An 18,597-nucleotide genomic window follows, 5' to 3' on the forward strand; every position below is an offset into this window, starting at 1 on the left:
TAACACAAACTCCACAGCTGGAAACGCCCCTCGCCATGAGCTAGGCTAAGGCCAAAGGTGTGGAAATATTGACACAGCAAAAATTGTGCAAGGATCTATGACGCAACCCTTCTAGCCATAAGCGCCCAAGGCCTATAATGAAGTGCCGATGGAGTTGCCGGTCGCGTCGGCATCCTTGAAAAATGTGAACTAATGCCCAAAGCGGCGAATACGGGTGAAGGTCTTTCTGTGGCTTCTCTGACTTCGAACATTGACATTATTGGATACTCAAACCGGTTGCCGGGCGCCAATACCCCGGATGAGTTCTGGGATCTTTTGAAAACCGGCACATGTTCAGTCACATCTGTTTCGGAAGCCCGCTGGCCCTTGGCTCGTTTCGGACATCCGGATCAATCTGCCGCAGGAAAGTCGTATACTTGGGCGGCTGGACAACTCGATGATGTTTGGGCATTCGACCCTGCATTCTTCGGAATTTCTCCCCGTGAGGCCTTGCAGATGGATCCGCAGCAGCGCTTGTTGCTGCAATTGGTATGGGAGGCCCTGGAACAGGCGAACGTTCGCCCGAGTGATTTGGCCGGGACCAACACAGGCGTTTATGTGGGCGCCTCATCACTTGATTACCACCATCGTTTTCTTGTCGACCCGGCAACCGCCGACATGCAGTTCATGACCGGCAACACCTTGTCGATCGTGTCCAACCGAATTTCCTATATCTATGACCTTCGTGGTCCGAGCTTTACCGTGGACACAGCGTGCTCCTCATCTCTCGTCGCCCTGCACGAGGCTGTTTCCGCGCTCGAAAGCGGGCAAATTGATACGGCTATCGTTTGCGGTGTAAGCCTTCTGCTTAGCCCGTTTGCATTTGTCGGCTTTTCGCGCGCGACCATGCTGTCTCCTACCGGGCTCTGCCAGGCCTTTGATGCCAATGGCGACGGCTATGTCCGTTCCGAAGGTGGTGTGGTGATGGTCCTGCGCGCGCGCCGCGCCGGAGCGCTTCCCGGCACCACAGCCCACGCACGGATCCTTGCGTCAGGCATCAATGCAGATGGCCGCACTGTCGGGATGTCGCTTCCATCGCCCTACGCGCAGGCAGGTCTTCTGCGCGAGATGTATGATGGCCACAGTATCGACCCCAACGCCTTGGCTTTCGTCGAAGCACACGGTACCGGAACCCGGGTTGGCGATCCGGCTGAGGCTGATGCGCTCGGAAAAGTCATTGGTCAGAAGCGCGGCGACGTTTTGCCGATTGGCTCGGTCAAGACCAATGTCGGCCACCTGGAACCGGTTTCCGGGCTTGTAGGCCTGCTGAAAGCGACGCTCGCGCTGAAAAACGACCTGCTGCCGCCGTCCCTGCACTTCAACAATCCAAACCCGGACATTCCTTTTGAGGAACTGAACCTCAAGGTCGCCGGTGAAGCGGTGGAGCTACCGGCGCGAACCGAAGACCGGCTCGCCGGCGTGAATTCGTTCGGCTTTGGCGGCACCAATGCGCATACAATCATTTCTGACGGTGACCGCGTACAAGAAGCCCACGCTGAGGAAGAGCGCCTTGATGCTCCGCTTATCCTGTCCGCGCGTGCATCGGATGCCTTGAAGGCACTGGCAGCCACGTACCGGGATATGATTGCAGACGGTTCGGATGCTGCCGCAGCACATCTTGCGACCTCGACGGTCCATGGACGCGACCTTGCAGCAGAACGGTTGATTGTCCTCGGCGATACGGCGGAAAAACGGCTCGCCGCGCTCGATGCGTTTTTGAAAGAAGAACCGCAGATGGATGCCGTCAGCGGTTCAGCCTTCAAGCCTGTCGACAAGATCGGGTACGCCTTTGCAGGCAACGGGTCGCAATGGGCTGGCATGGGCCAGGAAGCCTATCAAAAGGACGAGGCGTTCCGGCTCGCATTCGAGCGCGTGGACAAGATCTTTATGGGCGTGGGCGGCTGGTCACTGCTGACCACGCTGTTTGCCGAGGATCTGGAAAGCGACCTTGAGCGCGCCGAAGTAGCGCAGCCCCTGCTGTTCGCAATCCAGGTGGCCCTTGTGGACGCCTTGCGCGACCGCGGGGTCGAACCGGATGCGGTAACCGGACATTCGGTCGGCGAAGTGGCCGCAGCGTGGTGTTGCGGCGCGCTCTCCCTCGAACAGGCCGTGAAGGTCATTCATGCGCGTTCGAGCGAACAGGAGGTCGTTCGCGACCTTGGTTCCATGGCCGCGCTTTTGCTACCGGCCGATCAGGCCGTGGACGCGATCAAGAAGAGCGGCCTCCCGCGCCTTGAACTTGCCGCGGTCAACAGTCCACGAAGTGTCACGATTTCAGGCGATGCCGAAAGCCTTGATGCCTTTGCCAAATTCGCGCGCAAGAACAAGTGGGCCCTGCGGCGCTTGAATCTGGCCTATCCGTTCCACAGCGCGCTCGTAGACCCGATCAAGGCGCCGCTTTTGAATGCCCTTGATGGCCTGAAGCCAACGGCGCCGGAAATACCCTTTTACTCCACGGTCGATCCCGAGGCCGATGCTGTCGAACTGTCCGCAAACTACTGGTGGCAGAACGTCCGCAAACCGGTTCGGTTCGCTGATGCCGTGTCACGTATGACCGAAGATGGCATTGGTGTATTTGTGGAAATTGGCCCCAAGGTCGTTCTTGCCACCTACATCAATGATGTCGTTCGGCATGACGGCAAAAAGGCGCAGGTGCTTGCATCCCTGGACCAACCGGGCAAGAAGACGCTGCCGACTGACAACCCGGTTACCCGAATCGCAGCCTTGATCGTTGCCAATGGCGGCCGTGTGGATCTGAACAAGTATGTAGCCCCGCGCCCGGAACGTCTTGCGGATCTGCCGACCTACCCGTGGCAGAACACGGAATTCAAGCCGGAGCCAACCGGCGAACGCATTGATTTCATGTTCGGCACGACCTGGCCCTTGCTGGGATACCGCTTGCGCCAGGATGCTGCCGAGTGGTTCAACCACGTGAACACGGGTGTGATCGGGTGGCTGGAAGATCACAAGGTCGAAGGATCAGTTGTCTTCCCTGCGGCCGGCTTCCTGGAAATGGCTCTGCGCGCCGGACTGCGGTGGACCAAAAGCGACGCGATCGAGTTGCGCGATTTCGACATTCTTCGTCCGCTGGTGATGGAAGGCGACGAAATCTGGGAGACACTGGTTCGAATTTCACCAGATGACCGGGTCGTCGAGGTTCTTTCCCGGCCACGCCTGTCCGAGGGTGACTGGTCCCTGAATGCCCGCGGTCATTTCAGCACGCCGTCGACCGACTCCCGCACACCTCGCCTATCGGGATCCGACGCATCCGCGGATGTGATGGAGCATGACGCTCTCTACGCCCTGACGGAAACCTTCGGCCTGAATTACGGCCCGGTGTTCCGCCGTGCTGAATCGGTTGTCCGCCATGACGAGCGCACCGCGACCGTTTCCTTGCGCCCACAGGCAGATGCCGTAATTAACGAGAAGCTCGCGCTCTGCCCAACCCTGGTTGACAGCGGCTTCCATGGCCTGTTCGCGCTGCTCAGAGGCGTTGCAGACATTCCGGACCAAACAAGTTTCCTGCCGATCAGGGTTGGCGGCTTGCGGTTGCTTAAGCCGGAAGGAATTCCTGCGTCTGTCCGTATCAAGGTCACCAAGGCATCACCGAGGTCGATCGAGGCCACCTTTGAGTATCTCGACGAAGGCGGCCAGGTTGTCGCGCGCTTGATGCAGGCGCGCTTCCGGGCGGTGAAACTCGGCCGGGAAAGCCGGGCCGATGAACTGGCTTACCGGCAAATTGCGAAACTCCTGCCCGAGATCGGTCATGTTTCGCCGATCAAGGAGATCATTCCGGAAGGATTTGGCCGTTTCGCTGCAAACCTGTCTGTTACGGCGGATGCAGCCCCGGACCCGAGCGACCAGAGCCTGCTGATCGAGGCGCTTGGAAGGACAGTTGCACATAGTACCCTTTGGAATTTGAGCACGGACGGTATTGTGTCCGTATCGCGCCTGCTGACCGCTGGAAAACTGCACGAGACGTCCGTGCCGCTGGCGGCCAATCTGCTTTCCTGGCTGGAAGAGGATGGTATTGCTGAGGCCCTGGACGGCGAAGATTTTGCACTCTCGGATCCGGCAAGCGGCCCCGAAGCGGCCAGCATCATGCAGACTGTCCTACAGGAAGGCGCGGCACATATCAGCGAAGCGGCCCTGCTCGCGCGCCTCAACACGGATCTGGCAACCGTATTGGAACATGGCCTAAAGGTCAGCGCGTCCGAATTCTATGCCAACGGCCTGTTTGACGCCTATACAAATGCGTCCCCTGCCGCCCTCGCACGTTCGAAAGCCCTGCAGGATCTTGCTCTCGGGGTGGTGTCCCGCTGGCCGGATGACAAGGCACTCCGCATCCTGATCGTAGGAGCCGGTTCAACAGATCTATCAGTCGCAGTCGATCAGGCAATCGCGGTTGAACACACTTCGATCGTGGTGACGGACCCGTCCGAACCGGTTGTATCCCGGGCTGAGCGTTTGTGGGCGGGGTCACAGGCAACCCAGTTTGCGGAACTCAACCCCGAAGCCCTTTCCGATGCAGGCGGCGAATTTGACGCGATCATCGTCAGCGAAAGTCTTGCTGCAGTTACCGAAGACCACTGGAATGCCATCAAGTCCGCCAGTGCACCGGGCGCCTTGGTCGTTGCTGCAGAAGCGCTTCCGTCTCCGGTGACTGATCTGATACGCGGAGTGGGCAAGGACTGGTGGCAAGAAAGTGTTTCTGCCGAGTTCCCGATCTCGATCGTTGGTTCAAAGACAACGGAAGAACGCTTCCTGGCGAGCGGTGTTGAAGGGATCGAGACGGCTCCCATCAACTCCGACATGTCCGAGATGGACCTTGTATCGGGGTATCTGGCGCCGCCATCCAAGAAGCGAGAGGAAAGCTCGAACGCCAACAGTGACGTAGAGAAGAAGCGTATTCTTCTGTTCACCGATGCTGAAGGCGATGCCCGCAAACTGGCAGACGGCCTGATTGCGTGTCTGGAGCATAAAGGCTTTGCTCCGGTAATGGCTGTGAAAGGCGGGCAGACTGGCCAGTTGGACGATGTCTGGACACTGAACCCGGACAACGACCTTTCAGAAATCAAAAACTTGCTTGCGGCAGCCGACGGAAACATCGTTCATGTGCAGGGCGCTTACGTCAATGGCCGGGACGATCAGGAAACTGTCGATCAACGCACGTGGTCGTTGACCCGGATTTTGAACGCGATTGGCCCGGACAAGGCCAATGTCACGGTGATTGCGCCCGGCGGTGGACACGGGCTGAGCAATGGCCAAACCCGGGCACCGGCGCAAGCCGCGATCTGGGCTTATGGCCGTGTGGCGATGAACGAGTTTCCGGATGCGAACCTGAAGCTCATCGACGTGTCGCCGACGTTGGAACCCGGCATTGCCGCAGCCCGGCTAGCTGACGAGATCTCGCATGACAATTGCGAGCGGGAAATCATCCTGGAAGGCCGGACACGCTACGGACTGCGTATCCTGCAAGGCGGCGTCCTGACAGAAAATCGCCTGCCGCAAGCTGCAAAACCGGCCATGCGCCTCGATATCATGCGCCAGGGCGCGCTTGATCAACTGGCGTGGCAACCGGTGTCGCGTGCGGAGCCGGCTGGTTCCGAGGTCGAGATTGCCGTTGAAGCAAGCGGCCTGAACTTCCGCGATGTCATGTGGGCGCTCGGGCTCTTGCCCGAAGAAGCGCTTGAGGACGGATTTGCCGGACCGACGCTTGGCATGGAATGCTGCGGAACCATCGTGTCGTGTGGCGAGGGCGTTACCCGCTTCAAGCCAGGTGATCGGGTCATCACCTTTGCCCCGGCCTGCTTTGCAAGCCATGTGACCGTCGATGAAAGCGGATGCGCACCCATGCCAAGTGCGGTGTCGTCGGAAGAAGCGGCAACCATCCCGGTCACCTTCCTGACTGCTTATTATGCGCTGGTACATCTTGCGCATCTGAGCGAAGGCGAAACGGTGCTCATTCACGGCGGAGCCGGCGGCGTTGGATTGGCTGCTCTTCAGATCGCCAAGGCGCGCGGTGCCAGAATCATTGCAACAGCCGGTTCTCCCGAAAAGCGCAACACTCTGCGTCTCCTTGGAGCCGACGTGGTGCTGGATTCGCGTAGCCTTGCCTTTGTCGATGCGGTCTTTGACGAGACCGATGGCGAGGGCGTTGATGTCGTCCTGAATTCGCTGTTTGGCGAGGCAATGGAGCGCAGCATCGAGGTTCTGAAACCTTTTGGGCGGTTCCTTGAGCTCGGCAAACGCGACTATTACGGCAACACGCGTATCGGTCTTAGGCCCTTCCGTCAGAACCTGACATATTTCGGGATCGACGCGGATCAGTTGCTGACACGTCAGCCGAAACTCGCGGAAGAGCTGTTCACCAAACTGGTCGCCTTGTTCGAAGACGGCACGCTGACACCCCTGCCCTACCGGATTTTCGAGGCGGATCAGGTGGTCGACGCTTTCCGCCTGATGCAACAGGCCGGTCATATCGGCAAGATCGTGCTGCGCCCGCCGCAGGTCCCGGGCGACATTGCAACGCAGACCGATGTTACCTTCGATCCTGACGGTGTCTATGTGATTGCCGGGGGCTTCGGTGGCTTTGGCGCAGAGTTGCAAAGACGCCTGGTGGACAGGGGCGCCCGTCATATCGCGGTTCTGAGCCGCCGCGGCAGCGAAACGGAAGAAGCTGCGGCCTTGATTGACGAACTCCGTCAACGCGCAGCCACCGTGACCGGCTACGCATGCGACATTACCGATGAAGACAAGATCGTTGACGCCTTGGCGCAAATCCGCGCAAAAGGCCAGCTGATCAAGGGCGTGTTCCATACAGCGATGGTCTTGAACGATGTTCTGATCTCGAACCTCGATCATGACGGACTGACCAGGGTTCTTGCACCGAAGGTCAAGGGCGCGGAGCTGCTGGACAGGCACACGGCAGCGGATCCTCTGGATCATTTCGTGCTCTATTCTTCGGCAACCACCCTCGTCGGAAACCCGGGTCAGGCCAATTATGTTGCCGCCAATGGCTATCTTGAAGCCTTGGCCCGGAAACGCCGTACGGAAGGCAAACCCGGACTTGCCGTTGCCTGGGGGGCGATTGCGGATGCCGGATATCTGGCCCGCAACGAGGACGTCAATGAGTTGCTGTCTCGCAAGCTGGGACGGCACGCCCTGACGGCCAAGGAAGCGCTTGACGGCCTGATGCACTTGATGAGCCTGCCGCAGGACAATCAGCACATGGCGGCCGTCGGCTATGCAAGGATCGATTGGCAAGCGGCCCGCAAGGACCTCGCGCTGATGGGGAGCCCGCTTGTGGGCCTTCTCGGCCTCGGATCTGAGGAAGATGCAGGCGTGGAAGGAGCCATAGATCTCCACGCTCTGCTTGCAGGTCTGGACAAGGTTGCCGCGACCCAGACCGTGGCAAAGCTACTGGCCGCAGAGATCGGAAAGATCCTGCGCATTGCACCTGAGGAAATCGACCACCACAAGCCCTTGTCAGATATTGGCATGGATTCGCTCATGGCACTGGAACTGCGCATGAGCGCCGAAAGACAGCTTGGAATCGATATCCCGTTGATGTCTCTTGCAAATGGGGCCACACTGATAGATCTGTCCGGCCGCGTGGCGGGCCGCGTGCTCGGCGAAGAGGCTGAAGGGATATCAGCTGAAAGCCAACAATTGGCCAGCCAGCATGTGACAGGCGATTTGGCTGAGCAATCGGATCTGTCCGATGTGGCCGCCAAGGTAGAGGATAAGAGTCGTGAGTTGGGGTCGTTTCTTTGACGGACAATAAAAAGGGCAGTCAGAGTCTTGCCGGGCAAGACCGCGAAAACCTGAGGGCCAGCCTCACGGCTGGCCGGCGCTCGGCTCGGGACCGCAAGCAAGCCCCACTTGCTGCGGTCGACAACAAGCCGCGCAAAAAAGCATATGATTTTCGGGACCTGCCTCAGATCAAGCAGCTTCAGATGCACCGTGCAGCCGCGGACATGATGGGGATCGAAAACCCGTTTTTCCGCCCGCATGACGGTCTTGCCGCCGGCAAAACGGTGATTGATGGCAAGCCGCATGACAATTTCGCGTCCTACAACTATCTGGGCCTGAACGGTCACCCGGAGGTGAACGCTGCTTCGGTAGAGGCCGTAGAGCGGTTTGGGACGAGCGTGTCAGCAAGCCGCATCGTTGCGGGCGAGCGGCCGTTTCACGGGGAACTTGAAGCCGCCTTGGCGCGCGTGCACGGGACCGAATCCGCAATCGTGATGGTGTCCGGTCACGCTACCAATGTGACCACCATCGGGCACCTGATGGGCAAGGGAGATCTGATACTCACCGACACGCTGGTGCACAATTCGATTGCGGAAGGCGCACGCCTGTCCGGGGCAACCCGGATGAACTTTCCTCATGACGATCTGGACGCACTTGAGCGGCTGCTCGCAGATAACCGGCACAAATACGAGAATGTTCTGATTATCGTCGAGGGCCTGTACTCGATGGACGGGGATTTCCCGGACCTCAGACGCGTCGTCCGGCTAAAACAATCCTATGATTCCTGGCTGATGGTCGACGAAGCCCATTCCATTGGTGTTCTGGGCCAAACCGGGCGTGGCATTGCGGAGCATTTCGGCATAGACTCTACCGAGGTCGAACTCTGGATGGGGACACTGAGCAAGACCTTTTCTTCATGCGGCGGATATATTGCCGGATCGAAAGTGCTCTGTGACTATCTGAAGGTCTCGGCTCCGGGTTTTGTCTTCTCCGTCGGAATGTCCCCGGCCCTTGCAGCCGCAGCCATCACATCCATCGACCTGATGGAACGGGAGCCAGACCGCGTCCGCAGGCTCAAGGAGAACGGGCATCTGTTCCTGAAGCTCGCCAAGGAAGCCGGACTCGATACCGGTCCGAGCATGGGTTATGCGGTCATCCCGGTCATCGTCGGCGATTCCGTCAATGCGGCAATGCTTTCCAACCGTTTGCTTGCACGTGGTGTTAATGCACTGCCAATCATTTTTCCGGCAGTGCCTGAAAAAGCAGCAAGACTCCGGTTTTTCATTACAAGCGAGCATACCAGCGACCAGATCGCGCAAGCCGTGGCGATCACCGCCGAGGAATTGGCAATAGTCCAGAACGGCGGATCTGTGGTTGACCGCTTGGTCAAGGCCGCTCAATAACAGGCAATCCACCGGGTGCATCATCGGACTCAATTAATCCCGATGACGCACCCGAAAGGCATGTGAAGATGATTCGCACGGCCATTTTCCGGTTGCTGCTACTCCCTCATCCCGCCCTCATGCTCATAGCGCGGATCTTTCTCAATTTCCGCCCCGAAGCCGCCGACAAACAGGTCGGCCAGTCGCGGTGGCAGGAGGTTTTGCAAGTAAATCCCGAATGCGAGCGGAAACGGAAAGGCGTATAGTGCCTTGCGTTTCATGATCGCCTTGTACATCAGCCTGGCTGCCTTGTCGGCAGAGATCTCGAAAGGCTTGGCACCATTGTGCCGGATCGACATGGGCGTGGTGACAAATCCCGGGCACAATATGGTGACGCCGACGCCGAACGGCTTGAGCCAGCCGCGTAAGGCATGCCCGTAGGCGATCAGGGCTGCCTTTGTGGCACTGTAGGTCGGCATGTCCGGCAAGGGACGCAAACCCGCCAGAGAGGCGACAAGCACAACCTGCCCCCTGCCCCGCACCCGCATCGCCTCCGCCAGCCCAGACACCGTATTGACCGCTGCCCGGTAGTTGATGTCGATCTGCCGCTCCACTTCGTGCTCGGCCTCCCTTGACCGGTCGGCACCCAACCCGGCTGTCACCCCCGCATTGGCAATGACCAGATCAACCGGATGCTTGCGGTCGAAGGCTGACAAGCTATCCGTCAACGCCACCTTGTCCCGGACATCAAGAGCGGCGATCTCTGCAGACGCGCCTTGCGCTTCAAGCCGCACAGCCAAGGCAGCGAGTTTGTCCCGATCTCTCGCAATCAACAGGAACCTGCGCCCCGGTCCGGCGAGCTCTTTCGCAAGTTCTTCGCCTATGCCACCGCTGGCACCAGTCAGAACTATCGTTTGCGGGTCAAAACGGGCCATGCGACTTAAGCACCTTTTGCGTGTTGTGAGATCTTTTTAAAACCCGGAATGATCGGGACCCGGTCAGGCCGGCTCATTGTTCGGCCCGGCTGTCATCAGGGACAAAATCGAGAGTTTTTATACGGGATGGCGAAGTGAAAGTGCTGCTTTCATTTGGCTAAGGGTCAACTGATCAATGGTGTTTCTAAAGGCCCAGTTTGCGGCCAAGCCAACTCATATGACGGCGGAACGCGGTGACGATCAAGTGGCGCCGGTCGTCCCGCTGGAACTTCAACCGGGAAACCAGAAATTCCGGGCTGCAATGAATGAGGCTCACCGGATCGATCGTGCGCGCATATTCGACCAGGGCGAGATACACCAGCTCGTCAAGGTGCCTGGTACGGGTCCGCTCCGGCGTCGGTGTCAAATCCTGCGTGAGACCCCATCCGGCATAAAACGGCACTCCATGAACCGTGACTTTCTTTCCCCGCAGCAAGGCCTCATAACCGGACAGGGACGAAAATGTTTCAAGTTCGTCGCACGCCTCAATCAGGTCGACAATGTTGGCTTGTGTTGCGACCTCATCCGCGAGTCCTGCCAAGTCGTCCGCTGCGAGCTTGCCCTTGCGAAGCCCGGTTTCAACGTCAGGATGCGGCTTGAATACAATGAAAGCCTCGGGATTGCGATCGCGGGCAAGTTTCAACAAATCCAGATTCACATTCGGCGTGCAAGCGCAGTCAATGGTCGACGATCTGGATTTCCGGATCGCGGCATCATCGGCCACCTGCCCCGGAACGAGAATGATCTTCCGGTCCGTCCGGAAACGAAAATCACGCATCTTGCCGAAATTGTACTTCGACACTTTGGCGTTGACAATTTCCGCAATCAGGTCCCGCCCGCGCTGTTTTTCCGACTCCAACAAATCGCGGACTTGCAACAACTCCTGCAACCGGCTCGCGCGGGACGGGTCATAATAAATGCCGAGATCATCCGTCGCGAGCATTGCTCCGCGCGCAAGGCCTGCGCCCAGGCCGACAGAGCGCAGGAAACCGTCCTCAATCCGGATGACCGGCACCCCCTGATTGCGGCAGGCCTCCTCGATTTCCGCAGTGATTCGACCGGCCCAGCAAATAAGCTGCCCCCCGTCCCGGCGCGCAGCTGTCAATGCCTCCTCCCATTTTTCGTGGAAGGTAACGGGACCACCTGCACCGGAGAATGTGGCATTGATCGACGGGTGGTTCCAGTATTGCGCGCCATAACAATGGCTTGGGCGGCCATTCTGCTGCCAGCGGCTTTCTATCAGGCCGGCAATCTCAAGCGCCTCGTGGGCACTGATCTCGTTACCGTCATAGGGATCGAACCAGGAGGTATGCTCCGTCAACACCCTCTCAAGGCGCTGAAGGTTCCGCTCCGGGTCATTCTCTATATCCAGAAAACGGCGCCAAAACGATTTGCGGCATTGGTTTCCTTTGACAGCGGGCTCCGGATCAAGGGCGGTAACGATGGGCGGGGTCCCTGAAGTACTCGCGACCGCATTCCAGGCCGGAAACCCATGTGTTTCCGAGCCCCGAGCCAAATTCTCGGCAACCGGGCAGTTGCTCCCCTCTTCAACGGGCTGCGTTTGCGCGTGAAGCACTTCAAGCACAACGGCTTCCGGATCCGTCACCCCGCCACGAAGTGCATCAGGCGAAACGAAAACGCTGGTCATCGACGTTGGATAGCCACTGCAACGCATTCCAAAAGCGCCCGGAAGCACAACAAGAATAGGTTTCGATGCTCCCGCCGCACGTACGGCCGATTTGAGACCGGCAGTCTCGAGACCGCAGACAACGAAATCGGCCGAAGACGCAATCCGTTTCCTCGTGCAACCGCCGGTGACGACCCGCAATTGACCGGTCAACTCCAGGAGGGACTTGTCGGCGAGATAATAGCCTCTCGGTTCACGCGGCAAATCGGACATTACAACGGCACCCCCAGTTCCCGCGCGCGCGCCAAACGGGGTGGTTCGGGCAGATAGCCGCCCGGCTCATTCAACTGACGTTTGAGGATGCGCTCTGCGATGTTGGCGGCAGCGGCGGTCACACCTTCCCTGTTGTGGATTGATCCGCGCACCTGAATGCATGCGGCAATCGCTGTCACATAGTCTTGCAGGAGACCCGTGTCAGGGGCTTGCGCGTTTGACCAGAAACTCTCAAGCGGACCCGAATGTGTCAGACCCTCAACATCATAGTGGGCAGGCACCAGACACTTGACCGGGCAACCGGCCAGCAAGGCTTCAAGACCGGCCGTGGAATTCAACGTCACGAGCCCCGTGGCCTTGTCGAACAACGCCTCGAGAGACCCGCCATCAAGATAAAGGACACGCCCTCCCAAGCCGTATTTGTCCTGCAAATCCCTGATCACCTTCGGCCAGTTCTCATATCCCACATCCAGCGGATGGGTCTTGATAACGATCGAAGCCTCCTGCGGCGCATATCCGGCAAAGGATTCGAGGATGACATTCAGAACCTCGGAGAAACTCTTGTATTGGGAGTGGCGGCGCAACTGAAAGTCCCCTTCCAGCTGCAGCGGGAGAATGAAGTATGGTGCCCCACTTTCCTTCAGGCTCTTTATCTGCGCTATAGCTTGCTTGTTCCGGTTGTTTTCGCTCAGCATACGAACAGCGCCACGGGCATATTCCAGAACTGGCGGGTAGATCGTATGCCGCCGATAATTCGGATATAAAAACCGGCAAAAGACATTGGCAAGATTGTAAACAACGTCTGGAACGATCTGAAGATATTGGGACCCGGGGTAGCGAGGCGCCAGATCGACCGGGCCTGCAGTTTTCGCAATCAGGCGTATCTGGCCGGGTTCTGCGGGAAAATGGCTGAGCGTCGACAAGCCGTTCCGTTCAAGCGTCATCCAGCCGGGGCGCAGATATCCCAATTCCGTGACGGCGATCTGAATACCGAGGCCCGCCGCCGCGGAGACCGCAGCTCGATGATACACACGTTGATCCCCGTGCAGGACAAGGTCTGTAATCCGGTTTTCACGCAAGAAACGGCCGATATGGGCCGGCCAGTCCGCAACCGTCCCCCTGTACGGCACCGTGCCTTCGCCATGCCAATGCAGCCAGTCACCGGCACACAGATTGATCCGGAAGACCTGATGTCCGCGATGGCGAATGTTTTCACCAATCAGGCGGAACAAGGGACTGAGCGGCCCTTGCAGGAACAGAAACCGGCGCTCCCGGCGTTCCAGCGTTTCAGCCGCGCCAGGCACGGGTCCACAATTCGGTCTTGCCACGGCGTTCTTTCTGCTCGTCAAAAGTCGTTGCTATGCCAAGTTTCCGCGCTTTTTCAAGCCTCGGAGGTTTTTCCATCAAGGCACCAGGCAAATTGACCGTTCCATCGGCAAGCCGCCGCGCCATTGCCTTTGCCGCCGCATGGCGGCCCTCTGGTGTATAGAAGCACCCCTTGACCTGTATTGTGGCACCCAAAAGCCGCTCCAGATCGTCGACAAGGTCTTTTTTGGGCTTGCTGCCGTCTCGCCAGAACGCATCAAGGGGTTTCTGGCAGGTCAGGCCATCAATATCATAAAGCGCAACCCCCAGAACCTTCGTGGAACACCCTGCGCGCAGCGCATGGATCCCCGTGGTGCTGTTGATGGTCAGGGCCCCGGTCGCATGACGAAGCAACTTGTCGAGATTGCCGCCATCAATGACGTAGACCCGTTTCTTGACGCCATAGTGCCGGGCCAATTGCTTCAGGATCTTCCGCCAAGGCTCTATGCCGTTGTCGAGCGGGTGAACCTTGAAGACCAGCCGGGCTTCCTTCGGCGCATTCTTGGCGAACGACCGGATGACTTCTTCAGCGGCTTCCGCGATGTGATCGAACGGCGAATTGTACCGGAGCTGATAGTCACTTTGAAGCTGAAGAGGAAACACGAAATAGGGCAGTCCGACCCCGATGACATCGTCAATAAGATGTGCCGCCATTTTTTCCCGCGGGCGCGACAACAGCAGACGCGGGATATTGCTCAGATAGTCGATCAGGGGGTGATACAGCTTGTCGCGGACAAAATGCGGATAGGCCAACCGGAACAACACATTGGACATGTTGTAGGTGATTTCGTGAACCGCTTCATTCCAGAACCCGAACTTATAGAGGGGCCGCCGGTCAATCTGGGGCAGTCCGTTCGCCGCCTCCCGAATCACCTCCGGGTCATCCGGGAACAGGGAATGCGCCGACATGCCGACACGTTCCAGTGTGATCCAGTCCGGGCGAAGATAGCCGAATTCATAGGCGCTGCAGTCTATACCCAGCTCCTTGCCAACCTCAGCCGCAGCAACGTGATAGGGAACACGATCTGCATAATAAACGATGTCGGTAACAGCGTGCGTCTTGCAATAGGTGCGCAGCCAGTTCTTCCAATCCTTGAGCCGCCCCCGATAAGAGGTTGCGCGCGCATCATTCCAGCTCAGCCAATCCCCCGCACAAAGATTCACGCGCAGGGTCCTGCATCCAAGTCTTTCGAGCTCATCCGCCACCGTACGCGCAAATATCGAGGGGGGACCCTGAAGGAACAGGAATACACGCGGACTTGGCACGGCCTTGGTCACTTTGAATTTGGTATCGACTAACAAAAATGCGGGAGTATCCGCTCCCGCATTGACACTCAGATTAGACTGGCCTTGAAACAGGTCAGTCGCCCAGATTGCTCACCGTCGAATAATTGCTGATCAACGGTGCGATAATCTGCAGGAATTTGCCGAGTTCCGCGGTCGGATGGTTCGACACGAACAGGATATCCTTGTCCCGCATCTCGAAATCCCGGGACAGGAAGAAGCCGTTGGCATTGCGCAGGTTCAAACGGTAAACGACCGGCACCTGAACGCGCCCAGACGTAAAGGCGGCCTGTTCCGGCTGGAGCCGGCGAACCAGTTCGCTGTCTTCAAAGCGGAACAGGAAGATCCCGGTCGCGTCTGCCTTGTTGTCGTTCAGCCCGCCAACGGTTGCCAGGGCCTCGGCCATAGTCACCGTCTGGGTCCGGAACGGAACAAGCTCGTTCCCCTTGACAGCACCGAAGGTCGAGAACGTCCGCGGACGGTGCGACAGAAGGATATTGTCACTCGGAGAGATCAGGACGTTGTTTTCAGGAAACTCGATCAGATGCTCAAGGCGGGTCGTTGCCGACCGGTTGCCACGCTTCAGCGTCACGACTGTTTCATATGTCGCTTCCCGTGATCCGCCGGCTGTCGCCACGAGATCCAGAAGCCGGGTGTTCTTGAGAGCCAGCGGATAGACGCCCGGCTTCATCACATCGCCGACAACCACCGCCGTCTTGCTCAGCTTCTGCTTCAGCGTCACGAGCACTTGCGGCTCAACCGCCTTGCCGATGAGCTTTTGCTGGATCGACTCGCGCAGCCCTTCAATGGTCAGACCGGCAGCACGCACGCGCCCGGCATAGGGAACAAAAATGAACCCTGTCTCGTCAATTGTCGCAGGAATTGCCCCTGCGCCTTCGGCTGCACTTGAAAACAGTCCGTCGGGAGCAGCTTCCCAAACGCCGATCTGGAGAACATCCCCGACACCAAGCAACGCGCTTGAACCGCCACCGCCCACACCCTTGAACTGGTTCGCGAATGCCAGTGGCCGATAGCTCTTGATCATGCCGATATTGGCGCTGGTCAACTTGATAACGGAATAGTCGCCGACCGTGGAATTCGATTCGATATCCTGGCTGGTAATGTTGATTGCGGACGGACCATCGCCCGGGAGAGCCGCACAACCTGCAAGTGCTGCAGCCACGGCGATTGCTGAAAACTTCTTCATTCTTATCCGTTCCACCCAACCAAGTGCCGTGGTCGTAACATGAGCAAAGCCAGGATGTCCAAGGCTGGTTACAATAATCCCCGCCTTGCACGGCGGCTGTTGTCCCCCTGCAACAGTTACCCATGATTTTGTTAACGATTTGGCAGGACTTGACTTTTTCTTACCCGAAAGGGTCGACCCTTGATTGCAAACGGAGTGACCGGTACACATACAAGCCCAACGCTGCCCGATCCGGCAGGACAGGAGCATCTCATGTCATTACCCTTGGAAGAACAGACCCTGGAGCAAAAGGTCATCATGGCCGCAGGCGAGTTGCATTCCTGGCTACTCAATGATGCCTTGCCCGTCTGGGCGGAAGCCGGACGGGACGCGGAAACCGGCGAGTTCGTCGAAACCGTGACACTTGAAGCTCCCCGCGCAACAACGGCGCCGCGCAGGGCACGGGTGCAGCCAAGGCAAATCTATGTGTATCTCGAAAGTTCAGCTCTTGGATGGGATGGGCCGGGCCATGAGATCGCACGCAAGGCGCTGGACTTTTACCTCGGCGAGTATCTGACGGCAGACGAGACCTCAATCAGCTCCCGCGATCCGGAAACCGGGCAGAAGAACGAGGCCTTCGACCTCTACAATCAAGCCTTTGCACTCTTTGCATATGGCTGCGTGGCACGCAGGCAACCGGAACAGGGCGGGACATTCCTCAACAAGGCCCGCAGCCTCTTGCAGCATTTGCGCGCCACATATTCTCACTCCGACGGCGGTTTTCAGGAAGCGAGCCCGGCAAAGGCGCCGCTGCGCTCCAATCCGCACATGCATCTGTTCGAGGCAGCGCTCGAACTCGAACAATCCGATACGTCAACGGTGTGGTGCGAGCTTGCCGATGAAATCGCAGATCTGGCCCTGACATGCTTTATCGATCCGTTGACCGGAGGATTGCGGGAGTTCTTCGACCTGAACTGGTCACCGATGCCGGGCACATCCGGACGGATCATGGAACCGGGCCACCAGTTCGAGTGGGCCTGGCTTTTGGCCCGATGGGGGCTTTTGCGCAAACGGGCAGATGCGCTGATGGCCGCCCGCCGCCTTTACCAGATCGGAGAGCAGTTCGGCGTCGACCCGGACCGCCAGGTCGCAATCATGGCCCTGAACGACGACATGTCGGTCCATGATCCGATTGCCCGGCTGTGGGGCCAGACGGAATGGATCAAGGCCGCCATCATTCTCGCGCGCATCTCGGTCGGACCCGAGCAAGACGCCTATTTGAACGATATACTGCGCTCGGTTGCCGCCTTGCGAATGTACCTTGATGGCGTATCGGCAGGACTGTGGCGCGACAAGATGCGGCCGGACGGCAGTTTTGTTGAGGAACCCGCTCCAGCCAGCAGCTTTTATCATATCCTCTGCGCAATCAGCGAATTACATGCTTTCGCGGAGGATCTCCGCGCCAGCTAAGACGATTGCGTCCACCCTTTGGCCTGATGGCGAAACCAGAGCAAATCGCGACGCAAATGCGGCCTCCCTTTCAACGCCCTTGAGCATAGGGTCCCGCCATCCACTGTTGCATGGTTCACGAAGCAAGAGATCCAGGGATTTACATGTCAGACGCCCGTATCATCGACGGCAAGGCCATTGCCGCATCCGTTCGAGACGAAATCACCCGCCGCGCCGCGTCCTTGGTCGAAAGCCAGGGAACAAGGCCGGGACTGGCTGTCGTTTTGGTCGGCGAGGACCCGGCAAGCCAGGTCTATGTACGCAACAAGGACCGGACTGCGGAAGCTTGCGGTTTTCACTCGGTCAAGCACACCCTTGATGCGCAGACACCCGAGGCCGACGTTCTCGCGCTTGTGGACCAGCTGAACAACGATCCGTCGATCCACGGCATTTTGGTACAGCTGCCGCTGCCCGCGCATATTGATGAAAGCAAGGTGCTGCGCCTGATCAAACCGGAGAAGGACGTCGACGGTTTCCACCCCGTCAATGTTGGCCTCCTGACCACCGGAGAGCGGGATCATGCACTGGTGCCTTGCACGCCTGCCGGAAGCCTGGTTCTGCTCAAGCGCACCTTGGGCGACACCCTGTCCGGTCAAAATGCCGTTGTGGTGGGCAGATCCAATATCGTCGGCAAGCCGATGGCGAGCCTGCTTCTGCAAGAAAGTTGCACGGTCACGATCGCGCACAGCCGGACCCGGGACCTGCCGGATGTTGTGCGTGCAGCGGATGTTGTGGTGGCGGCAGTCGGGCGTCCCGAAATGATCCGGGGTGACTGGATCAAACCCGGCGCCACTGTGATCGACGTCGGCATCAACCGCATTCCAGCCCCCGAAAAGGGGCCGGACAGGACCCGTCTTGTCGGTGACGTCGCCTTTGACGAGGCGGTCAAGCACGCTGGCGCAATCACACCGGTGCCTGGCGGCGTCGGGCCTATGACCATCGCAATGCTGATGGCGAACACCTTGACAGCTGCCCGCCGGCAGCTCGGGCTTCCGGAGGAAACTCCGCTGTTTTAGGCAACAATCACGCGTGACCAAAATGCAACAGCGGCCGCCATCGAGCGGCCGTTTTCGCTTTGGCCGCTGCGGCAGAAAAGTCACCCAATCACTTGAAAAGTGGCAGCTCCTTGCAACTTTGTAGACGCTCTGCGCGTTAGGGTGATAGGAACTCTTAACCAACTTGCTCTAGCGTCAACAAAGGGCT

General features: G+C 58.6%; 9 protein-coding genes. 4 read left to right on the top strand and 5 right to left on the bottom strand.

The genetic code is table 11. The features are described from left to right. Positions 1–228: 228 nt before the first annotated feature. Both E1297_RS23205 and E1297_RS23210 read left to right on the top strand, forming a co-directional pair. Positions 229–7,815 carry a type I polyketide synthase gene (locus E1297_RS23205; protein ID WP_209015944.1) on the top strand — a complete coding sequence of 2,529 codons (7,587 nt, stop codon included), beginning with the start codon at positions 229–231 and terminating at the stop codon, positions 7,813–7,815. After that, complete coding sequence (locus E1297_RS23210; RefSeq protein ID WP_244327862.1) at positions 7,812–9,197, top strand: aminotransferase class I/II-fold pyridoxal phosphate-dependent enzyme; 1,386 nt, start codon at positions 7,812–7,814, stop codon at positions 9,195–9,197. Before E1297_RS23205 ends, E1297_RS23210 begins: the two co-directional genes overlap by 4 nt. A 98-nt stretch (positions 9,198–9,295) precedes the next feature. Here E1297_RS23210 and E1297_RS23215 read toward each other — a convergent pair whose 3' ends face one another. The 5 genes from E1297_RS23215 to E1297_RS23235 all read right to left on the bottom strand — a co-directional run bounded on the left by E1297_RS23215 (position 9,296) and on the right by E1297_RS23235 (position 15,906). Next, positions 9,296–10,111, bottom strand: coding sequence for an SDR family oxidoreductase (locus tag E1297_RS23215; RefSeq protein ID WP_155142737.1), 816 nt, complete (start codon positions 10,109–10,111; stop codon positions 9,296–9,298). A 184-nt stretch (positions 10,112–10,295) separates the two neighbouring features. Further along, positions 10,296–12,050: a hypothetical protein gene (locus tag E1297_RS23220; protein ID WP_155142739.1), complete on the bottom strand. Its 1,755-nt coding sequence runs from the start codon at positions 12,048–12,050 to the stop codon at positions 10,296–10,298. Next, positions 12,050–13,378, bottom strand: a complete 1,329-nt coding sequence (locus tag E1297_RS23225) for a capsular biosynthesis protein (RefSeq protein ID WP_209015945.1) — start codon at positions 13,376–13,378, stop codon at positions 12,050–12,052. Before E1297_RS23225 ends, E1297_RS23220 begins: the two co-directional genes overlap by 1 nt. Then, positions 13,338–14,579, bottom strand: coding sequence for a capsular biosynthesis protein (locus E1297_RS23230; RefSeq protein ID WP_209015946.1), 1,242 nt, complete (start codon positions 14,577–14,579; stop codon positions 13,338–13,340). Before E1297_RS23230 ends, E1297_RS23225 begins: the two co-directional genes overlap by 41 nt. 196 nt (positions 14,580–14,775) lie before the next feature. Beyond that, complete coding sequence (locus E1297_RS23235) at positions 14,776–15,906, bottom strand: polysaccharide biosynthesis/export family protein (protein WP_155142743.1); 1,131 nt, start codon at positions 15,904–15,906, stop codon at positions 14,776–14,778. A gap of 252 nt (positions 15,907–16,158) precedes the next feature. On the opposite strand from E1297_RS23235, the gene E1297_RS23240 reads away from it, so the two are divergent. Beyond that, entirely contained in the window at positions 16,159–17,355 is a 1,197-nt protein-coding gene (locus tag E1297_RS23240) for an AGE family epimerase/isomerase (protein ID WP_244327863.1), read from the top strand. Positions 17,356–17,498: 143 nt separating this feature from the next. Then, positions 17,499–18,410, top strand: a complete 912-nt coding sequence (folD, locus tag E1297_RS23245; protein WP_155142745.1) for a bifunctional methylenetetrahydrofolate dehydrogenase/methenyltetrahydrofolate cyclohydrolase FolD — start codon at positions 17,499–17,501, stop codon at positions 18,408–18,410. Positions 18,411–18,597 lie beyond the last annotated feature (187 nt).

It is taken from the genome of Roseibium sp. RKSG952, from assembly GCF_009711355.1.